The following is a 20,408-nucleotide window of genomic DNA, read 5'->3' as shown; positions in this document are numbered from 1 at the left end:
TCATAGCCGCCATCGCCGGCAAGCCGGGCTCCTACAAAAGCAATTCGGTCAGGCGTGTTTTTTGCGGTACTCACCGGGCGAAATGCCGAAGCGCGATTTGAACGCGGTGGAGAAGTAGCTCGAATCAGAAAAGCCCCACGAATACCCCAGCACCGACAACTTCTGCTCGGTACGCGTTTGGCGCAGGGACTCCGCGCACAAATCCAGCCGCCGATTCTTGATGTACCGCGCCACCACCAATCCCTTCTTGGCAAACATCCGGTACAAACCACGCGTCGACATTCCCACCTCGCGCGCCAGCCATTCGGGGCAGAGGTCTTCCGAGCGGATGTGCTCATCGATGAAGCCCAGGGTCTTGCGAAAGAGGCGCTCATGCACGTCCGCGCATGCTTCGCTGTGGCTGATGGCCGGGCGCAGCAGGCTGACAATCGCCTCCAGCGTCGCTTCGCTTTCTGCCCGACTCAGGCATTGCTGGTGCGTGGCGTCCAGAATCAGGCGGTGCGAGAGCATCGCGATGGGGGATGTCGCGGCGATCCGGTGACCGCACTGGACCGGATTGAAGCGCAGGGTTTGCTCGACCAGTTGCGACGGCAGAATCAATGACAGCTGCCGGGAGTTTTCACTGTAGGTAAAGTCGCTGGGGCGCGAGGCGTCGATCAGCGTGATATCCCCGGCCGACAGCAACACCTTGCTGTCGCCCTGAGCCATGCCGGCGCTGCCATCGAGCTGAAACACCGCAAAGTATTTACCGTCCTCGCCCGCCGCCACTTCGTGAGGCGTGCGGTACAGCCGTGCCTGGCGGGCATCGACAAAACTGAGCTTCAGCGCGCCGTCCTGGTGCTCGCGGATCTGTCCGGCAAACTCATCACCCAGAGGTTGCGCATTGAAGGCGCCACAGATCTGGTTGATCTGATGAATCCACTGATCGAAGCCATCACGGCGCTGTGCAATTGAAGAAATCATGTCGGGCCTCACGCAGGCTTGTTTTTATTATCTACGCCAATCCACGGGTTCTCCTGAACAGTGCCGCTCCTACGCAAACAGACGGGTTATTTAAGCCCGCCAAAGCGCCGATAAAAGCTTTCGCCCACGTCCGGCAACGGACCATCGGCGGTTTCCAGTGCAGTGTTCAACCACTCTTCGGCCTTGGCGTAGATCAGCCGGTAAATGTTGCGGCACAACTGGCGGGCGGCGCGTCCTTCCCAATCGCCGGGCAACAACTCGTCCGGCAATTGCGGGTCACGCAGCAGCAGTTTGCGGTACTCGTGAATAAGCAGGACCCGTGCCAGGAAGCAGTCCGACGGTTGCAGGTTTTCCTGCTCGCGAAGCGCTTGCCAGAGCGGTCGGAACAGTTGGATGAACTCGCTGTAATGGGCCGCCAGCTCCTCGATGTTCCAGCTCTCGCGCACCTGCAAACGCAGGGCCTTTGAGGCAAGCACGTCTTGTGCGGTGGTTTCGAAGACGATGGTGTCTTCCTGGGCACCCAGGTCGAGCAAGGTCGCGTTGACGTCGGCCCGATCACTGCGCGGGCAGGCCAGCACGGCGGGCGAGATCGCACCAAAACCTTGCCACTCCAGTTCTTCGCGCACTTGTTTGCGCTTGTCCTGGGTCAGTTGCGTGAGCATCACCAGGCACCACGAACCGTCCCAGGCCGGAACGGTGGAGCTGTAGACCCGCTTGAAAGCTTTGTCGAAACGCCGACGGCCGGCGCCGGTCAGGCTGTAGTAGCTGCGACGCCCGACTTTTTCGGCGGTCAGCCAGCCTTCCTTGGTCAGGCGAAAAATCGAGGTGCGGATCAGCCGTTCATTGATGCCGATGGGCTCGAGCAACTGAATCAGGCTGCCCAGCCACACCGTGCCGCCGTGGGGTTCGATGGCATCCCCGTACAGCGTGATGATCAAGGAACTGGCGCGGATCGGCGTCTGCTCCTGGAAGCGGGTAATCAGATGGTTCAAGGGTGTCAGGGACGACATGGGCGTACCGAGCTGAAAAAAGAAAAGGAATATACCGAATGTCCGCCGGTTAATTGCAAATCCTGTAGGAGCCAGCTTGCTGGCGATGGCGGAGTATCAGTCGACATTAATGTTTCTGATATACCGCCATCGCCAGCAAGCTGGCTCCTACAGGGGGTTGCGTGTTCATGAAGAACTGCCTTTTGGCCGCAGGCCGCTGTCGCTGATACGCGGGCGGTCGGGCTCCGGTTCGGTCAGCGGCTCGCAGACTTGCATCTGCTCAAGGCAACGCTTGGCCAGTTGCTGATACTCGCGAGTGCCCGCCTGCTTCCACGACACCTCTTCATCGCTGAGGCTGCGCTTGACGCTGGCCGGCGCGCCCATGATCAGCGACTGCTCGGGGCCTTCGAAACCGGCCTTGACGAAGGCCGCCGCCGAGACGAATGAGCGAGCACCGATGCGCGCATTATCCATCACCACCGCATTCATCCCCACCAACGCGTCGGCACCAATCCGGCAGCCGTGCAACACCGCGCCATGGCCGATGTGGCCGTTGCGCTCGACCACGGTGTCGCTGTCCGGGAAACCGTGCATCACGCAGGTGTCCTGCAGATTGGCGCCCTCCTCCAGCACGATCCGGCCGAAGTCACCACGCAGACTCGCCAGCGGACCGACGTAGCAATGGGGACCGATGATCACGTCGCCGATCAGCACGGCGGACGGATGAACGTAAGCGCTGGGGTCAACCACCGGAGTCAGGCCATCGAGGCTGTAGCAAGTCATGGGGCGTTTCCTTATTAGAGCATTCACAAAGCGATGCCGATGTAGACTCATTTTGTATCACATCACTTTTACATTAACAAAGCACAAAAACCGTATCACTTACAAAGCCACTGGCCCGCCGCGTCTATTTAGACGACAAAACCCCGGCTAAAACCAATAAAACAGGCGCATCCAGCGCTTGATCAAAGCCATTCAAACCACAACCATAAAACCACAAACCCGACGATAGGACACATTAAATCTATTTTTGTATTGCATTTACGTATCACGTTATAGGTATACTCCGGCAAAACCGGCCTACGCGCCGATCCAATAATGAGCCGGCATTACAGCCGAGCGTGCACCGTGAGGGCATCCGCCATGCCTCTAACCCTTGCTGTCGAATTCCTCGAACCGGGCGTCCGCCTGATTACCTTGCAGCGTCCGCAAGCGCTGAATGCCCTGACCACCCAATTGCTGGGTGAACTGGCGGACGAACTGACGGCCGCGCAAGCCGATGCCGAGACTCGCGTCGTGGTCCTGACCGGTAGCCGCAAAGCCTTCGCGGCCGGTGCCGACATCAAGGAAATGGCCGAGCGCAATCTGGTCGGCATCCTCGACGACCCGCGCCAGGCGTCGTGGCAAACCATCACCCGCTTCAACAAACCGCTGATCGCCGCCGTCAACGGCTTCGCCCTCGGCGGTGGCTGCGAACTGGCGATGCACGCCGACATCATCATCGCCGGCGAGGACGCACGTTTCGGCCAGCCGGAAATCAACCTCGGGATCATGCCCGGTGCCGGCGGCACTCAACGTTTGCTGCGCGCCGTCGGCAAATCCATGGCCATGCAGATGGTCCTGACCGGTGAGCCGATCGACGCCCGCCAGGCCCAGCGCGCCGGGCTGGTCAGCGAAGTCACCCAACCGGAATTCACCGTCGAGCGTGCACTGCAGATCGCCCGCAGCATTGCCACGAAAGCACCGCTGGCGGTGCGCCTGGCCAAGGAAGCGCTGCTCAAGGCGATGGACACCGACCTCGCCAGCGGCCTGCGTTTCGAGCGCCACGCCTTCACCGTGCTGGCCGGCACCCGCGACCGCGACGAAGGCATAGCGGCCTTTCAGCAAAAGCGCACGCCGACCTTCACTGGCCAGTAATCCGGCCATCGATAACGAATTCGAACGACCTCCCAGAGAACGCCAAGACCATGAACTTCGAACACATCCTGTTTTCCATCGAGGCCGGCGTTGCCCTGCTGAGCCTCAATCGCCCGGACCAACTCAACAGCTTCAACACGCAGATGCACGGCGAAGTGAAGGAAGCGCTCAAGCAGGTTCGGCAGAACCCGGACGTGCGCGTACTGCTGCTGACCGGTGAAGGTCGCGGTTTCTGCGCCGGGCAAGACCTCAGCGACCGCAATGTCGCGCCGGGCAGCGCCGTGCCGGATCTGGGTGAGTCCATCGAGAAGTTCTACAACCCGCTGATCCGCCAATTGCGCGACCTGCCGCTGCCGGTGATCTGCGCGGTCAACGGCGTGGCGGCCGGCGCTGGCGCCAACATTCCACTGGCTTGCGACCTGGTATTGGCAGCGCGTTCGGCGAGCTTCATCCAGGCCTTCTGCAAGATCGGTTTGATCCCGGATTCCGGCGGCACCTGGACCTTGCCGCGCCTGGTCGGCATGGCCCGCGCCAAGGCGCTGGCCTTGCTCGGTAATCGCCTGAGCGCCGAGCAAGCCGAGCAATGGGGGCTGATCTACCGCGTGGTGGATGACGCCGAATTGCGCAATGAAGCCCTGACCCTCGCCCGCCATCTGGCCACGCAACCGACGTACGGCCTGGCGCTGATCAAGCGCAGCCTCAACGCCAGCCTGAGCAACACCTTCGACGAACAACTGGAGCTGGAAAAAGACCTGCAACGCCTGGCCGGGCGCAGCGAGGATTACCGTGAAGGCGTCAGCGCTTTCATGGAAAAACGCAGCCCAAGCTTCAAGGGGCGCTGAGTCATGACCGCACTGAACACTAACGCGCGCATCGCGGTGATCGGCGCCGGGGCCATGGGCGCAGGCATTGCCCAGGTCGCGGCGCAGGCCGGTCATCCGGTGTTGCTGCTGGACAATCGCCCCGGCGCTGCGGCCCAGGCCATTGAAGGCATTGATCGACAACTGGGCAAACGGGTCGAGAACGGCAAACTGTCCGCCGAGTCGCGCAGCGCAACGATTGCGCGCCTGCACGCCGTGGAAGCCATCGAAGCGCTGGCCGAGTGCGAGTTGATCATCGAAGCCATCGTCGAAAACCTTGAGGTCAAACGCGCGCTCTTCCGCCAGCTGGAAGGCATCTGTGGTGAGCACTGCATTCTGGCGAGCAACACCTCGTCGCTGTCGATCACCAGCATCGCCGCGCAGCTGAACCATCCGCAACGCTTGCTCGGCTTGCACTTCTTCAACCCGGCGCCGGTCATGGCGCTGGTGGAAATCGTTTCCGGGCTGGCCAGCGATCCGGCATTGGCCGAGTGCCTGTACGACACCGCCAAAGCCTGGGGCAAAAAACCCGTACACACCCGCTCTACGCCAGGCTTTATCGTCAACCGCGTCGCCCGTCCGTTCTACGCCGAAAGCCTGCGCCTGCTGCAGGAAGGCGCGGCGGATTGCCCGACGCTGGATGCGCTGATGCGCGAGGCCGGTGGTTTTGCGATGGGCGCCTTCGAACTGACCGACCTGATCGGCCATGACGTCAACTATGCCGTGACCTGTTCGGTGTTTGATGCCTATTACGGTGACACACGTTTTCTGCCTTCGCTGATTCAGAAGGAATTGGTCGACGCCGGGCGCCTGGGTCGCAAAAGCGGCCATGGTTTCTACCGTTATGGCGAGGATGCCTCGCGACCACAGCCGACCTCTATCAGCAGCGATCACCCGGTTGAAACCTGCGTCGTGGAAGGTGATCTCGGCATCGCCAACGCGTTGATTGCGCGCCTGCGCGAACATCAGATCAACGTCATTCAGCGCGATGGCCAAGGCCTGTTGAAAGTCGGCGATGCCGTGCTGGCGCTTAGCGACGGGCGCATGGCCTGTCAGCGGGCGAAAGAAGACGGGCTGCGCAATCTGATCCTGCTGGACCTGGCCTTCGACTACGGCAAGGCCAGCCGCATCGCCATCAGTTGCTCGGCAGACATCACCCCTTCGGCACTCGAACACGGCGTCGCACTGCTGCAACGCGCTGGATTCACCGTCAGCCAACTCAGCGACAGCCCCGCACTCGCGGTGTTGCGCACGGTGGCGATGCTCGCCAACGAAGCCGCCGACGCCGTGCTGCAAGGCGTGGCCTCGGCCGCCGACATCGATCTGGCGATGCGCGCCGGGGTCAATTACCCGCAAGGCCCGCTGGCCTGGGCCGACGCCATTGGCCTTGCGCACATCCTCAACGTGCTGGAAAACCTGCAAACGAGCTACGGCGAACAACGCTATCGACCGTCGCTGCTGTTGCGCCGCCGCGTCGCTGAAGGGAGGACGTTCCATGACTAATCACGAAGCAATGAACCTGGCCAGCAACTGCGCACAAACGATGTTCAAGCGCGACGCCGCGAGCCAGGCCATGGGCATGCGTCTGCTCTCGGCGGCACCGGGCTGCGCCCGCGTCGGCATGAGCGTGCGCGCCGACATGATTCAGGGCCACGGCACTTGCCACGGCGGTTACCTGTTCGCCCTCGCCGACTCGGCGTTTGCCTTTGCCTGCAACAGCTACAACGAAGCCACCGTGGCCATCGGTTGCAGCATCGACTACATCGCCCCGGCACGCCTGGGCGACACCTTGACCGCCGATTGCACCGAGCAGAGCCGCTCCGGTCGCACCGGCAACTACGACGTGCGGATTGAAAACCAACTGGGCCAGCTGATCGCGCTGTTCCATGGCAAATCCTACAAAGTGCGCGGCGCTGTGCTCGCGCAGGAGACCCCGAATGAATGACGCCTTGATCATCGACGCCGTGCGGACCCCGATCGGCCGCTACGCCGGTGCCTTGAGCAGCGTACGCGCCGACGACCTCGGTGCAGTGCCGTTGCGCGAACTGCTGCGCCGCCACCCGCAGGTCAACTGGAATGCCGTGGATGATGTGATCTACGGCTGCGCCAACCAGGCCGGCGAAGACAACCGCAACGTCGCGCGCATGTCGGCGCTGTTGGCCGGGTTGCCGGTCAGCGTGCCGGGCACCACGCTCAACCGCTTGTGCGGTTCCGGGCTGGATGCCATCGGCACCGCAGCGCGGGCGATTCGTTGCGGCGAAGCCGGGCTGATGCTGGTCGGCGGCGTCGAATCGATGTCCCGCGCGCCGTTGGTCATGGGCAAGGCCGAACAGGCCTTCTCCCGGGATGCGCAGGTCTACGACACCACCATCGGCTGGCGCTTCGTCAATCCGCTGATGAAAAAAACCTACGGCATCGACTCGATGCCGGAAACCGCCGAGAACGTCGCCGAGCAGTTCAACATCTCCCGCGCCGACCAGGATGCCTTTGCCCTGCGCAGCCAGCAACGTGCCGGCGCGGCCCAGGCCAGTGGGCGTCTGGCCAAGGAAATCGTCGCGGTGGAAATCCCGCAGCGCAAAGGCCCGGCCAAAGTCGTCGAGCATGACGAACACCCACGCGGCGACACCACGCTTGAGCAGTTGCAGAAACTCGGCACGCCGTTTCGCGAAGGTGGCAGCGTCACCGCCGGCAATGCCTCCGGGGTCAATGACGGCGCTTGCGCGCTGTTGCTGGCCAGTCCGGCGGTCGCCAAACGCCACGGCCTGAAGGCTCGCGGCCGGGTTGTGGCCATGGCCACTGCCGGCGTCGAGCCGCGCATCATGGGCATCGGCCCGGTGCCAGCGACGCGCAAAGTGCTGGAACTGGCCAACCTGAGCCTCGCCGACATGGACGTGATCGAACTCAATGAAGCCTTCGCCGCGCAAGGCCTGGCGGTGTTGCGTGAACTGGGTTTGAGCGACACCGACCCGCGGGTCAACCCGAATGGCGGCGCCATCGCCCTCGGCCACCCATTGGGCATGAGCGGTGCACGGCTGGTGACCACCGCCCTGCACGAACTGGAAGAACGTCAGGGCCGCTACGCGTTGTGCACCATGTGCATCGGCGTCGGCCAGGGCATTGCGCTGATCATTGAGCGCTTGTCCGACTAAAGAATCGCGATTCCCGGGGAGCCTAGAGGTATCCTTGGGGCATGCACTCAAAGCCCGGCTGCGGCCGGGCTGAAACACAAAAATAATTCGAGTGAAGTTATGAACATGCCAATTGCCAAAGCCGTGCTTGATCCCGTGCTGGACCCGCTGGAAACCGCCAGCATTGACGAACTCCGTCAGCACCAGCTGGAACGCCTGCGCTGGAGCCTCAACCACGCCTACAAAAACGTGCCGCTGTACCGTCAGCGTTTCGATGCACTGGGCGTGCACCCGGATGACATCAAGTCCCTGGAAGACCTGGCGAAGTTTCCGTTCACCACCAAATCCGACCTGCGCGACAACTACCCCTATGGCATGTTTGCCGTGCCGATGCAGGACGTGGTGCGCCTGCACGCATCCAGCGGCACCACTGGCAAACCGACCGTCGTCGGTTACACGCAGAACGACATCGACACCTGGGCCAACGTGGTCGCGCGCTCGATCCGCGCAGCCGGTGGCCGACGTGGCGACAAAGTGCACATTTCCTATGGCTACGGCCTGTTCACCGGCGGTCTCGGCGCGCACTACGGCGCCGAACGCCTGGGTTGCACGGTGATTCCGATGTCCGGCGGCCAGACTGAAAAGCAAGTGCAACTGATCAAGGATTTCCAGCCGGACATCATCATGGTCACGCCGTCGTACATGCTCAACATCGCCGATGAAATCGAGCGCCAGGGCATCGACCCGCACAAACTGGCCCTGCGCCTGGGCATCTTCGGTGCCGAGCCGTGGACCGGCGAACTGCGCAGCGCCATCGAGAACCGTTTGGGCATCACCGCACTGGACATCTACGGACTCTCGGAAATCATGGGGCCGGGCGTCGCCATGGAATGCGCCGAAACCAAGGACGGGCCGACGATCTGGGAAGACCACTTCTACCCGGAAATCATCGACCCGGTCACCGGTGAAGTGCTGCCGGACGGGCAGATGGGCGAACTGGTGTTCACGTCCCTGAGCAAGGAAGCCTTGCCGATGATCCGCTACCGCACCCGCGACCTGACGCGCCTGCTGCCGGGCACTGCGCGGCCGATGCGGCGGATCGACAAGATCACCGGGCGTAGCGATGACATGTTGATCATTCGCGGGGTTAACGTGTTTCCGACGCAGATCGAGGAGCAGGTGCTGAAAATCAAACAGCTTTCAGAGTGTTATGAGATTCATCTGTATCGCAACGGGAACCTGGACAGCGTGGATGTGCATGTCGAGTTGAAGGCTGAGCACCAGCATTTGAGCGATGAGCAGCAGAGGGCTGTTTGTGGCGAGTTGAGCAAGCACATCAAGACGTATATCGGGATCAGTTCGCGGATTGTTTTGCAGCCTCTGCATTCGATCAAGCGCTCTGAGGGCAAGGCTTGTCACGTAATGGACAAACGCCCGAAAGCATGACTGCTGCACCCTTTAAGCCCCGCTTTTGCGGGGCTTTTTTTTGGTGTGCGCGCACGAATCCTGTGGGAGCGAGCCTGCTCGCGAAGGCTTTATAGGCAGCCCGATTCTCGCGGATGTACACGGTCCTTGTAGGAGCCGGCTTGCCGGCGATGGCTATATGAGGGTGTACATATCCATTCCTGCGGTAACGGCCGCTAATGGTTTCGCCCTTACGGCGAGTCACTTGGAGAAGCGCCAAGTAACCAAGCGCTCTTGCCCCTGTCGTTCGGTGCCTCGCTCCGGTCCTGCTCCGTGGGCCCGCCGCCATCGGCCATCCATGGCCGGGGGCGGCTAACCCGGCATCCATGCCGGGTTGCCCACTGCGCAGAACCTGCGCTCGGCCTCTCGAGGGGGCGCTCAGATCAAGAGCTGAAGGCGAGCTAACGCTCGGCCTGATGAGTGGTGGAAATCAAAAGCGTATGGGATTCCCTGTAGGAGCCGGCTTGCCGGCGAAAAGCGTCCGGACGACGCGTTCATTCAGACAGCACGCGTAATCGTTGACGACCATCGCTGCGATGCGGCGACCCGACAAGCCAGCTCCTACAGGGTCATGTGAACCACAACGAACGAGTCAGAGATTACGCGAGAGCGCTCTTGTGACGACGCGTCTGGCAGTGGCGCGCCTGTCCAGCATGTAGATGTGGTTATCCAGCTCAGGCACCAGTCGTGCTTTGCGCTTGTCGTCGAACTTTCCCACTGTCATTAAATAGATCATCGGCAGCACGATCCCTCCCCACCACTGGCCGGACAGCAAAAAGATGAAGGGCCACGGGATCAACAGAACCGCCAAAATCCACCCGTTGGCGCGCATAGTCGGGATCAATTCCTGGTAGAGAAAATCACTCGATTCCAAGTCGAAACTGAGGGAAAGATTGTGATTGCGCAGAAGCACGGGGTACATGTCTTCCTTGTGTGAACTTCCGGCGTAGATCACGTAAACCTTATGACCTTTGCGTAAATGGAAATCTTCAAAAGCATATTCCAGACGGAGCTCATCGCCTCCCTTCGTTCTGATCCATACCACACGACGGCTCGGCGTATTGCTGATCACCACCCCATGCTCGATGTGAAAATGAATCCTGACCTTACCGAAGGTGAAATCCTGCATGCCCACTCCTTGAAATTCCGTCACCGACGGCGAGTCGCCCAGTCGGTAAGCGGCGGATGCTACTAAGGCGCCATCAGACTGTCCAGAAACCGGACTTGCTCCGTACGTCGAAAGCGATACAAAAAAACATACGACACGATATTTTGTGTTTGATATTAAATTCTGTATCGCTTATAAAGTTCTCCATGCCCTCGATCAGATTCAAGGCGGGAGACCCCCCAATGTACGCACAGCTCGTAGAAACCGGCGTTAAGCGCATCAAGGACCTGTCGGAAATGTCCGAACAGGAACGCGCCTTCCAGGAAAAAATCGATTCAGAAATCAAGATCGAAGCGAAAAACTGGATGCCTGATGCCTATCGCCAGACCCTGATCCGGCAGATCTCGCAGCACGCCCACTCGGAAATCGTCGGCATGCTGCCCGAAGGCAACTGGGTCACCCGCGCACCATCGCTCAAACGCAAACTGCAATTGATGGCCAAGATTCAGGACGAAGCCGGCCACGGCCTGTACCTGTACAGCGCCATGGAAACCCTCGGCGCCGACCGCGACGAAGAAATCGCCAAGCTGCACAGCGGCAAGGCCAAGTACTCGAGCATCTTCAACTACCCAACCCTGAACTGGGCCGACATGGGCGCAGTGGGCTGGCTGGTTGACGGCGCCGCGATCGTCAATCAGGTGGTGTTGCAACGCACCTCATACGGTCCCTACTCCCGGGCCATGGTGCGCATCTGCAAAGAAGAAAGTTTCCACCAGCGCCAAGGCTACGAAATCCTTCTGACCATGATGCGCCACGGCAATCAGGCGCAAAAAGACATGGTCCAGGACGCGATCAACCGCCTGTGGTGGCCGTCGCTGATGATGTTCGGCCCGAGCGACGAGCACTCGCCGAACAGCGCCCAGTCCATGGCCTGGAAAATCAAACGCCAGAGCAACGACGAACTACGCCAGCGCTTCATCGACCAGACCATCCCGCAACTCGAATTGCTCGGTTGCACCTGCCCCGATCCGGACCTGAAGTGGAACGCCGAACGCGGCCATTACGACTTCGGTGAAATCCAGTGGAGCGAGTTCTACGAAGTGCTCAAGGGCAACGGCCCGTGCAACCAGGAACGCGTCGCCACTCGCCGCAAAGCCATTGAAGACGGCGCCTGGGTCCGCGAAGCCGCAGTTGCCCACGCCCGCAAAAAACAAAACAAGAACGCCGCCTGATTCGGCCACCTGATCTGGAGACACCGCCATGTCCGAATGGACCCTTTTCGAAGTCTTCGTGCGCAGCAAGCACGGCCTCAACCACAAGCACGTCGGCAGCGTGCATGCCGCCGACACCACCATGGCCATCGAGAACGCGCGTGAGTTGTACACCCGTCGCAGCGAAGGCGTGAGCCTGTGGGTCGTGCCGTCGGCACTGATCACCGCCTCGTCGCCGGATGAAAAAGACCCGCTGTTCGACCCGTCGGACGACAAGGTTTATCGCCATGCCAGCTTCTACGAGCTGCCGGCCGAAGTCGGGCACATGTGAGGTCGACCATGAATAACAACACCGATCTGATCGAATACCTGCTGCGCCTCGGCGACAGCGCCCTGATCCAGGGCCAGCGCCTGTGCCAATGGTGCGGCAAGGCGCCTGCGCTGGAAGAAGAACTGGCGCTGATGAACGTCGGCCTCGACCTCGTCGGCCAGGCGCGCAACTGGCTGGAATACGCCGCTGAACTGCTGGGCGACGATCGCGATGCCGATCACCTGGCGTTCCGTCGCGATGAGCGCGCCTATCGCAACCTGCTGCTGGTGGAACAACCCAACGGCGATTACGCGGTGACCATCCTCAAGCAGTTCCTGTATGACGCCTGGCACCTGGAAGTGCTTAAAGGTCTGAGCCAGTCCAGCGATGAGCGCATCGCCGGGATCGCTGCCAAAGCCGTAAAGGAAGTCACCTATCACCTGCGCCGCTCCAGCGAGTGGGTCGAGCGTCTGGGCGACGGCACCGAGGAAAGCCACAAGCGCATGCTCGCAGCGATCCCTGAGGTCTGGCGCTTTACCGTGGAACTGATCGCCGCCGATGACAGCGAACAGCGTCTGTGCGAAGCCGGCATCACCCCGGACATCGCCACCGTCGCCGCCGCGTGGCAAGCCAGGGTCAACGAGATTTTCGCCAGCGCCACCCTGCCCGTGCCTGCCGCGCCGAGCTATTTCTACCTGAATGCGCGCAAGGGTCTGCACACCGAACACCTCGGCATCCTGTTGGCGGAGATGCAATTCCTGCCACGAGCGTACCCCGATGCAACCTGGTGAGCTGATCGCCAGCGACCTCGGCGCCCGGCCGGCCCAACCGACCGACTTGGCCGCCGCGTGGGCGACCCTGGCGCAGGTCATGGACCCGGAAGTGCCGGTGGTCAGCGTGGTCGACCTCGGCATCGTGCGCGATCTCGACTGGCAAGCCGGCCACTTGCACGTGGTGGTCACGCCGACCTACTCCGGCTGCCCCGCCACCGAGGTGATTGAAAGCGACATCCGCGATGCGCTGGAGCTTGCCGGCTTCAGGGCACCGCAACTGGAACGCAAATTGACCCCGGCGTGGACCACCGACTGGATCACCGACATCGGCCGCGAACGCCTGCGCGCTTATGGCATCGCACCGCCCGACGGCAGCACCAGCAAACGCAGCCTGCTCGGCGAAAGCCCGGTGATCGTCTGCCCGCAATGCGGCAGTGCGCACACCGAAGTGCTCAGCGAGTTCGGTTCCACCGCGTGCAAGGCGTTGTACCGCTGCGTCGATTGCCGCGAGCCGTTCGACTATTTCAAGTGCATCTGAGCGGCGATCGGCCGTCCCAGCTGGAGAACAATAATGAGCAAATTTCACAGCCTGACCATCAAGGACGTGCGCGCCGAAACCCGTGACGCGGTGTCCATCGCCTTCGATATTCCGCAGCACCTGCAAGACAGTTTTCACTTCACCCAGGGCCAGCACCTGGTGATGCGCACACAGATGGATGGCGAAGAAGTGCGTCGTTCGTATTCGATCTGCACCGGCGTCAATGACGGCGAACTGCGCGTCGCGATCAAGCGTGTGGCCGGCGGGCGTTTCTCCGCATTCGCCAATGAGCAGCTCAAGGCCGGGCATAGCCTGGAAGTGATGCCGCCGGCCGGGCACTTCTGCGTCGAGCTCGACCCACAACGCCACGGTCATTACCTGGCCGTGGCGGCGGGCAGCGGCATCACGCCGATCCTGTCGATCATCAAGACCACCCTGCAAACCGAACCGCACAGCCGCGTCACGCTGCTTTATGGCAACCGTTCAAGTTCCGGCGCGCTGTTCCGTGAACAGCTCGAAGATTTGAAAAACCGCTACTTGCAGCGTCTGAACCTGATCTTCGTGTTCAGCCGCGAGCAGCAGGATGTCGACCTGTACAACGGCCGGATCAACGCCGAGAAATGCGAGCAACTGTTCTCCCGCTGGCTCGATGTCAAAGCCCTCGATGCGGCATTCATCTGTGGCCCGCAGGAGATGACCGAAACCGTGCGCGACAGCCTCAAGGCCAAAGGCATGGCACCGGAGCGCATCCATTTCGAACTGTTCGCCGCCGCTGGCAGCCAGCAAAAACGCGAGGCCCGCGAGGCAGCGCGCCAGGTGGATGCGGCGGTCAGCCAGATCACCGTCATCAGCGACGGCCGCGCGCTGGCCTTCGACCTGCCGCGCAACAGCCAGAGCATCCTCGATGCCGGCAACGCCCAGGGCGCCGAATTGCCTTACTCGTGCAAGGCCGGCGTGTGCTCGACGTGCAAATGCAAGGTCATCGAAGGCGAAGTGGAAATGGACAGCAACCACGCCCTGGAAGACTACGAAGTGGCTGCCGGTTACGTGCTGTCGTGCCAGGCGTATCCGGTCAGCGACAAAGTCATCCTGGATTTCGACCAACTCTGATTATCCGGCAAACACGGAACCTGTAGGAGCGAGGCTTGCCCGCGAAGACTGACCATCAGACGACATCAATGTTGAATCTGCCGGCCTCTTCGCGGGCAAGCCTCGCTCCTACAGGGACCGGGGCGCCCCCGAGAACCTGCTTCACCCCACAACAAAAACAACAACAGAGAGCGTGCCATGACACCCACAGACGTAGAACTCATCCGCCAGCACCCCGATTTCATCCAGCTGGTTCGTCGCAAACAAAACCTGTACTGGTCGCTGTCGCTGATCATGCTGGTGATCTATTTCGGCTTCGTGTTGCTGGTGGCGTTCTCCCCCGCCACCCTCGGCCAATCCTTGAGCGGCGGCGTGACCTCGGTGGGCATGCTGGTCGGTGTGGTGATTGTGGTATTGGCCTTCGCGCTGACCGGTTTCTACGTCTATCGCGCCAACAACGTGATTGATCCGCTCAACGAAAAGCTGAAACAGGAGTGCGCCCGATGAGCCGTCTCCTGGCGTTGTTCCTGTTGCCGCTGGCAGCAGTCACCGACTTCGCGGTCGCCGCCGACGGCGCGTCCCGCCCATTGAACTGGAACGCCATCGGCATGTTCCTGGTGTTCGTGCTGTTCACCCTCGGCGTCACGCGCTGGGCCGCATTGCGTACCCGCTCCGCCAGCGACTTCTACACCGCAGGCGGTGGCATGACTGGCTTCCAGAACGGCCTGGCGATTGCCGGCGACATGATCTCGGCGGCGTCCTTCCTCGGCATCTCGGCGATGATGTTTCTCAATGGCTACGACGGCTTGCTCTACGCCCTGGGCGTGTTGGCGGGCTGGCCGATCATCCTGTTCCTGATCGCTGAGCGCCTGCGCAACCTCGGTAAATATACGTTCGCCGACGTGGTTTCTTATCGCCTGGAACAAACCCCGGTGCGCCTGACCTCGGCCTTCGGCACCCTGACTGTCGCGTTGATGTACCTGGTGGCGCAGATGGTCGGTGCCGGTAAATTGATCGAGTTGCTGTTCGGCATCGACTACCTCTACGCGGTGATGCTGGTCGGTGTGTTGATGGTGTTCTACGTGACCTTCGGCGGCATGCTCGCCACCACGTGGGTGCAGATCATCAAAGCGGTGATGCTGCTGTTCGGCACCACGTTCATGGCGTTCATGGTGCTCAAGCATTTCGGTTTCAGCACCGAAGCGATGTTCGCCGGCGCCACTGCCGTGCACGCCAAGGGCAGCGCGATCATGGCGCCCGGTGGCTTGCTGTCGAACCCGATCGATGCGATCTCGCTAGGGCTGGGCATGATGTTCGGCACCGCCGGCCTGCCGCATATCCTGATGCGTTTCTTCACCGTCAGCGATGCCAAGGAAGCGCGTAAAAGCGTGTTCTACGCCACCGGTTTCATCGGCTACTTCTACTTGCTGCTGATCATCGTCGGCTTCGGCGCCATCGTCATGGTCGGCACCGATCCTGCGTTCCGCGATGCCAGCGGCGCGATCATCGGCGGCGGCAACATGATCGCCGTGCACCTGGCACAAGCCGTGGGCGGCAACCTGTTCCTCGGCTTCATCTCGGCAGTCGCGTTCGCCACCATTCTGGCGGTGGTTGCAGGGTTGGCGTTGTCCGGCGCCTCGGCGGTGTCCCACGATTTGTATGCCTGCGTGATGCGCAAGGGCCAGGCCACCGAGCAGCAGGAAATCCGCGTCTCGCGCATAGCCACGCTGTGCATCGGCGTGCTGGCGATCATCCTCGGCCTGCTGTTCGAATCGCAGAACATTGCGTTCCTTTCCGGCCTGGTGCTGGCCATCGCCGCGTCGGTGAATTTCCCGGTGCTGTTCCTTTCGATGTACTGGAAAGGCCTGACCACTCGCGGCGCGGTCACCGGCAGCCTGACGGGGCTGGTCTCGGCGATTGTCCTGCTGGTGCTGAGCCCGGCGGTGTGGGTCAACGTGTTGCATCACGACAAGGCGCTGTTCCCGTACTCCAACCCGGCGCTGTTTTCCATGAGCCTCGCGTTTTTCAGTGCCTGGCTGTTTTCGGTCACCGACACCTCGCCGCGAGCGGCCCTTGAGCGCGGCCGCTACCTGGCGCAGTTCATCCGTTCGATGACCGGCATCGGTGCCTCCGGCGCCAGCAAGCACTAATCACGACCGACTGATGGCAGGGAATAAAAACAATGAAGCCCGCACGTTCTGCACCCTACGAATCACTGTTTTCGCTGGCCGCCGTATTGAGCCTGCCCATGGTCGCCCCCAGCGCCATGGCCGACTTCATCGACGACAGCAAGGCCCGCATTGAAATGCGCAACCACTACATCAATCGCGATTTCCGTCAGGACAACGCGGCGCAATCCAAGGCTGAAGAATGGGCGCAGGGTTTCACTGCACGCATCGAGTCCGGGTTCACCGACGGCACTTTAGGCTTCGGTCTCGATGCGTTGGGGGAGCTGGGATTGAAACTCGACTCCAGCCCGGATCGCCGTGGCACCGGGCTGCTGCCTTTCGGTCCGAAAAGCCATGAGCCGGCGGACGAGTTCAGCGAGCTGGGGCTGACCGGCAAGCTGCGGGTATCGAAAAGCGTGTTGAAGCTCGGCACCCTGCAACCCTTGCTGCCGGTGGCGACTTACAACGACACCCGCCTGCTCGGTTCGACGTTCGAAGGTGGCTTGCTGACCAGCCAGGAAATCAATGGCCTGACGCTGAATACCGGGCGCCTGACCAAGGCCAACCTGCGGGATTCCTCCAGCAACGATGACATCGGTTACGCCGCCGCCAGCAGTGATCACTTCGACTTTGCCGGCGGCAGCTACGCGTTCAGTCCACAACTGAACCTGAGCTACTACTACGGCAAGCTCGATCAGATTTATCGCCAGCAGTTTGTCGGGTTGGTGCATACCCAGCCGCTGGGCAACGGTTTCAATCTGCGCAGCGACTTGCGCTATTTCGACAGCCGAGGCGACGGCGCCGAACGCGCCGGACGGATCGACAACCGCAACTTCAACAGCATGTTCACCGTGTCCCACGGTGCCCACAAGGTCAGCGCCACGTACCAGCAGTTGTCCGGCGACAGTGCCTTTCCGTTCCTCAACGGCGGCGATCCGTACGTGGTCAACCTGGTGACCTTCAACACCTACACCCGCGCCGACGAGGACTCCTGGCAGTTGCGTTACGACTACGACTTCGCGGCGCAAGGCATTCCCGGCCTGACCTTCATGACCCGCTACACCGACGGTCGCCACGTCAAGGCCGGCACCGTCGACAACGGCCGTGAGCGCGAGCGCGACACCGACATCAGTTACGTCATCCAGAGCGGCGTGTTCAAGGACGTCAGCCTGCGCTGGCGCAACGTGACCTTCCGCTCCGGCAATGGCCTGAACACCGCCCTCGATGAAAACCGGCTGATCGTCGGTTACACCGTGGCGCTTTGGTAATCCCTGAAGGGCGCGGTTACCGCCGCGCCAACACCTTTCACAACCTGGAGGAATCGTGATGTCTCACGCCCCTACCCTGCAAAGTTTCATCGCCGGTCGCTGGATCGGCCAACACGGTGCCCAGGTGCTGCGCAGCGCCATCGACGGCCACGAGATTGCACGCACCCACGAGGAACGTCCGGACTTCGCCGAAGCCGTCGAGCACGGTCGTCGCCAAGGCATCAGCGGCTTGATGGCGCTGGACTTCCAGCAACGGGCGCAACGTCTCAAGGCACTGGCCTTGTACCTGAGCGAGCGCAAGGAACAGCTTTACGCGATCTCCCACCACAGCGGCGCCACCCGCGCCGACAGCTGGATCGATATCGAGGGCGGCAACAGCACGCTGTTCACCTACGCCAGCCTCGGCTCGCGGGAACTGCCGTCGGGCAACATCGTCCACGAAGGCCCGGCGATGCAGCTGAGCAAGCTCGGCACCTTCGCCGGCACGCACATTCTGGTGCCGCGCGGTGGTCTGGCGGTGCACATCAATGCGTTCAACTTCCCGATCTGGGGCATGCTGGAAAAGTTCGCGCCGAGCTTTCTCGCCGGCATGCCGTGCATCGTCAAACCGGCCAGCGCCACCAGCTACCTGACCGAAGCCGTGGTGCGGCTGATGGACGAATCCGGCTTGCTGCCGGCGGGCAGCCTGCAACTGATCATCGGCAGCACCGGTGACTTGCTCGACCGTCTGCAAGGCCAGGACGTGGTGACGTTCACCGGTTCCGCCGACACTGCCGCGAAGTTGCGGGTCAATCCGAACCTGATCCGCAACTCGGTGCCGTTTAACGCCGAAGCTGACTCGCTGAACTGCGCGATCCTCGCCCCGGACGTGACCCCGGACGACGAAGAGTTCGAGCTGTTCATCAAGGAAGTCGCACGGGAAATGACCACCAAGGCCGGGCAGAAATGCACCGCCATCCGCCGCGCTATCGTGCCGGCCAAACACATCGATGCCGTCGCGACCCGTTTGCGCGACCGCCTGAAGAAAGTCGTGGTCGGCGACCCGTCGGTGGAAGGCGTGCGCATGGGTGCACTGGCCTCTCACGATCAGCAAAAGGACGTCGCCGAGCGTCTGGAAAGCCTGTTGCAAAGCAGCGACCTGCTGTTCGGCGCTCGCGACGGTTTTGAACCGCGTGGCGAAAACGTCAGCCAGGGTGCGTTCTTCGCGCCGACCCTGTTGCAGGCCCGCGACCCGCACGCTGAAGGCGGCGCGCACGACATCGAAGCGTTCGGCCCGGTCAGCACGCTGATGGCCTACGACGACCTCGACGAAGCACTGGTCCTGGCCGCGCGCGGCAAAGGCAGCCTGGTGGCGAGTCTGATCACCAAGGATCCGCAGATCGCCGCCAAAGCCATTCCTGTCGCGGCAGCCTGGCACGGTCGCTTGCTGGTGCTGGACCGCGAATCCGCCGCAGAATCCACCGGCCACGGCTCGCCCCTGCCACAACTCAAGCATGGCGGACCGGGTCGTGCCGGTGGCGGTGAAGAGCTCGGTGGTCTGCGCGCGGTAAAACACTACCTGCAACGCGCCGCCGTGCAAGGCTCGCCGACCATGCTCGCCGCCGTCACCGGTGAATACGTGCGCGGCGCCAAGGTCATCGAGACCGAGGTGCATCCGTTCCGCCGGTTCTTCCAGGACCTGCAGATCGGCGAGTCGCTGCTGACCCACCGTCGCACCGTGACCGAGGCCGATCTGGTGAACTTCGGTTGCCTGTCCGGCGATCACTTCTACATGCACTTCGACGAGATCGCCGCCAAGGAATCGCAGTTCGGCAAACGCATCGCCCACGGTTACTTCGTGCTGTCGGCGGCGGCCGGTCTGTTCGTCTCCCCGGCACCGGGCCCGGTGCTGGCCAACTACGGCCTGGATACGTTGCGCTTCATCAACCCGGTGGGCATCGGCGACACCATCCAGGCGCGCCTGACCTGCAAACGCAAAATCGATCAAGGCAAAAAGAGCCCGCAAGGCATTCCGCAGGGCGTGGTGGCGTGGGACGTGGAAGTCACCAACCAGCTGGGTGAACTGGTCGCCAGTTACGACATCCTCACCTTGGTCGTCAAACGCGAGGATTAACGCAGTCCTGTAGGAGCCGGCTTGCCGGCGATGACGGCCGCATGATCGATGCAAGTCCAAAGGCCCCATCGCCAGCAAGCTGGCTCCTACAGGGGGTTTGTGTGAACGCCAGTTTCAACGTTCACACCGATCCACTGTAGGAGCTGGCTTGCCGGCGATGACGTCCGCATGATCGATGCAAATCCAAAGGCCCCATCGCCAGCAAGCCGGCTCCTACAAGGGTTTTGCGTGAACGCCAGCCTCAACGTTCACACCGATCCACTGTAGGAGCTGGCTTGCCGGCGATGACATCCGCATGATCGATGCAAATCCAAAGGCCCCATCGCCGGCAAGCCGGCTCCTACAAGGGTTTTGCGTGAACGCCAGTTTCAACGTTCACACCGATCCACTGTAGGAGCTGGCTTGCCGGCGATGACGGCCTGAGGATCGATGCAAATCCAAGGGCCTCATCGCCGGCAAGCCGGCTCCTACAAGGGTTTTGTGTGAACGCCAGCCTCAACGTTCACACC

19 protein-coding genes are annotated in these 20,408 nt (G+C 61.7%); 15 read left to right on the top strand and 4 right to left on the bottom strand.

Translation table 11 applies throughout. The annotated features are described in order from the left end of the window. Positions 1 to 48: 48 nt before the first annotated feature. The 3 genes from feaR to paaY all read right to left on the bottom strand — a co-directional run bounded on the left by feaR (position 49) and on the right by paaY (position 2,735). A complete protein-coding gene (feaR, locus tag KGB25_RS14250) occupies positions 49 to 963 on the bottom strand; it encodes a transcriptional regulator FeaR (protein WP_008038301.1) in 915 nt (304 codons plus the stop codon). A gap of 86 nt (positions 964 to 1,049) precedes the next feature. Next, positions 1,050 to 1,973: a phenylacetic acid degradation operon negative regulatory protein PaaX gene (gene paaX / locus KGB25_RS14245; protein ID WP_008025283.1), complete on the bottom strand. Its 924-nt coding sequence runs from the start codon at positions 1,971 to 1,973 to the stop codon at positions 1,050 to 1,052. A 165-nt stretch (positions 1,974 to 2,138) separates the two neighbouring features. Then, a complete protein-coding gene (gene paaY / locus KGB25_RS14240) occupies positions 2,139 to 2,735 on the bottom strand; it encodes a phenylacetic acid degradation protein PaaY (protein WP_192228906.1) in 597 nt (198 codons plus the stop codon). A gap of 360 nt (positions 2,736 to 3,095) precedes the next feature. Here paaY and paaF point away from each other — a divergent pair, with 360 nt between their 5' ends. The 6 genes from paaF to paaK all read left to right on the top strand — a co-directional run bounded on the left by paaF (position 3,096) and on the right by paaK (position 9,303). Then, the gene (paaF, locus tag KGB25_RS14235; RefSeq protein ID WP_223435374.1) at positions 3,096 to 3,869 is read left to right on the top strand and encodes a 2,3-dehydroadipyl-CoA hydratase PaaF; all 774 of its coding nucleotides are present in this window, start codon (positions 3,096 to 3,098) and stop codon (positions 3,867 to 3,869) included. Between the two features lie 50 nt (positions 3,870 to 3,919). Beyond that, positions 3,920 to 4,711, top strand: a complete 792-nt coding sequence (gene paaG, locus KGB25_RS14230) for a 2-(1,2-epoxy-1,2-dihydrophenyl)acetyl-CoA isomerase PaaG (RefSeq protein ID WP_008038297.1) — start codon at positions 3,920 to 3,922, stop codon at positions 4,709 to 4,711. Positions 4,712 to 4,714: 3 nt separating this feature from the next. Then, positions 4,715 to 6,232, top strand: coding sequence for a 3-hydroxyacyl-CoA dehydrogenase PaaH (gene paaH / locus KGB25_RS14225; protein WP_223435372.1), 1,518 nt, complete (start codon positions 4,715 to 4,717; stop codon positions 6,230 to 6,232). After that, on the top strand, positions 6,225 to 6,674 hold the full coding sequence (gene paaI, locus KGB25_RS14220) for a hydroxyphenylacetyl-CoA thioesterase PaaI (protein WP_008025274.1): 450 nt from the start codon (positions 6,225 to 6,227) through the stop codon (positions 6,672 to 6,674). Before paaH ends, paaI begins: the two co-directional genes overlap by 8 nt. Then, a complete protein-coding gene (gene pcaF / locus KGB25_RS14215) occupies positions 6,667 to 7,878 on the top strand; it encodes a 3-oxoadipyl-CoA thiolase (RefSeq protein WP_192228902.1) in 1,212 nt (403 codons plus the stop codon). The genes paaI and pcaF overlap by 8 nt, the downstream gene beginning before the upstream one ends. A gap of 99 nt (positions 7,879 to 7,977) precedes the next feature. Further along, complete coding sequence (gene paaK, locus KGB25_RS14210) at positions 7,978 to 9,303, top strand: phenylacetate--CoA ligase PaaK (protein WP_008025272.1); 1,326 nt, start codon at positions 7,978 to 7,980, stop codon at positions 9,301 to 9,303. Positions 9,304 to 9,913: 610 nt separating this feature from the next. On the opposite strand, the gene KGB25_RS14205 is transcribed toward paaK, so the two are convergent. Continuing rightward, positions 9,914 to 10,450, bottom strand: a complete 537-nt coding sequence (locus KGB25_RS14205) for a hypothetical protein (protein ID WP_223435367.1) — start codon at positions 10,448 to 10,450, stop codon at positions 9,914 to 9,916. 221 nt (positions 10,451 to 10,671) lie between these two features. On the opposite strand from KGB25_RS14205, the gene paaA reads away from it, so the two are divergent. From paaA to paaZ, 9 genes are all read left to right on the top strand, one after another. Further along, the gene (gene paaA, locus KGB25_RS14200; protein ID WP_008032385.1) at positions 10,672 to 11,661 is read left to right on the top strand and encodes a 1,2-phenylacetyl-CoA epoxidase subunit PaaA; all 990 of its coding nucleotides are present in this window, start codon (positions 10,672 to 10,674) and stop codon (positions 11,659 to 11,661) included. Between the two features lie 28 nt (positions 11,662 to 11,689). Further along, positions 11,690 to 11,971, top strand: a complete 282-nt coding sequence (paaB, locus tag KGB25_RS14195; RefSeq protein ID WP_007943393.1) for a 1,2-phenylacetyl-CoA epoxidase subunit PaaB — start codon at positions 11,690 to 11,692, stop codon at positions 11,969 to 11,971. 8 nt (positions 11,972 to 11,979) lie between these two features. Next, a complete protein-coding gene (paaC, locus tag KGB25_RS14190; protein ID WP_008032384.1) occupies positions 11,980 to 12,741 on the top strand; it encodes a 1,2-phenylacetyl-CoA epoxidase subunit PaaC in 762 nt (253 codons plus the stop codon). Beyond that, positions 12,728 to 13,261, top strand: a complete 534-nt coding sequence (gene paaD, locus KGB25_RS14185; RefSeq protein WP_008032381.1) for a 1,2-phenylacetyl-CoA epoxidase subunit PaaD — start codon at positions 12,728 to 12,730, stop codon at positions 13,259 to 13,261. The genes paaC and paaD overlap by 14 nt, the downstream gene beginning before the upstream one ends. Positions 13,262 to 13,294: 33 nt before the next feature. After that, entirely contained in the window at positions 13,295 to 14,371 is a 1,077-nt protein-coding gene (paaE, locus tag KGB25_RS14180; RefSeq protein WP_008032379.1) for a 1,2-phenylacetyl-CoA epoxidase subunit PaaE, read from the top strand. A gap of 177 nt (positions 14,372 to 14,548) precedes the next feature. Continuing rightward, positions 14,549 to 14,857, top strand: coding sequence for a DUF485 domain-containing protein (locus KGB25_RS14175; RefSeq protein WP_008032377.1), 309 nt, complete (start codon positions 14,549 to 14,551; stop codon positions 14,855 to 14,857). Beyond that, a complete protein-coding gene (locus KGB25_RS14170) occupies positions 14,854 to 16,500 on the top strand; it encodes a cation acetate symporter (RefSeq protein WP_008032374.1) in 1,647 nt (548 codons plus the stop codon). Before KGB25_RS14175 ends, KGB25_RS14170 begins: the two co-directional genes overlap by 4 nt. Positions 16,501 to 16,532: 32 nt before the next feature. After that, entirely contained in the window at positions 16,533 to 17,786 is a 1,254-nt protein-coding gene (locus KGB25_RS14165; RefSeq protein ID WP_008044140.1) for an OprD family porin, read from the top strand. A gap of 58 nt (positions 17,787 to 17,844) precedes the next feature. After that, positions 17,845 to 19,899 carry a phenylacetic acid degradation bifunctional protein PaaZ gene (gene paaZ, locus KGB25_RS14160; RefSeq protein WP_223435364.1) on the top strand — a complete coding sequence of 685 codons (2,055 nt, stop codon included), beginning with the start codon at positions 17,845 to 17,847 and terminating at the stop codon, positions 19,897 to 19,899. Positions 19,900 to 20,408: the final 509 nt, after the last annotated feature.

The sequence above is a fragment of the Pseudomonas sp. BF-RE-21 genome, from assembly GCF_019947305.1.
In the GTDB taxonomy this organism is placed as follows: Bacteria; Pseudomonadota; Gammaproteobacteria; order Pseudomonadales; family Pseudomonadaceae; genus Aquipseudomonas; species Aquipseudomonas migulae.
This window is presented reverse-complemented; position numbering and strand designations above follow the sequence as displayed.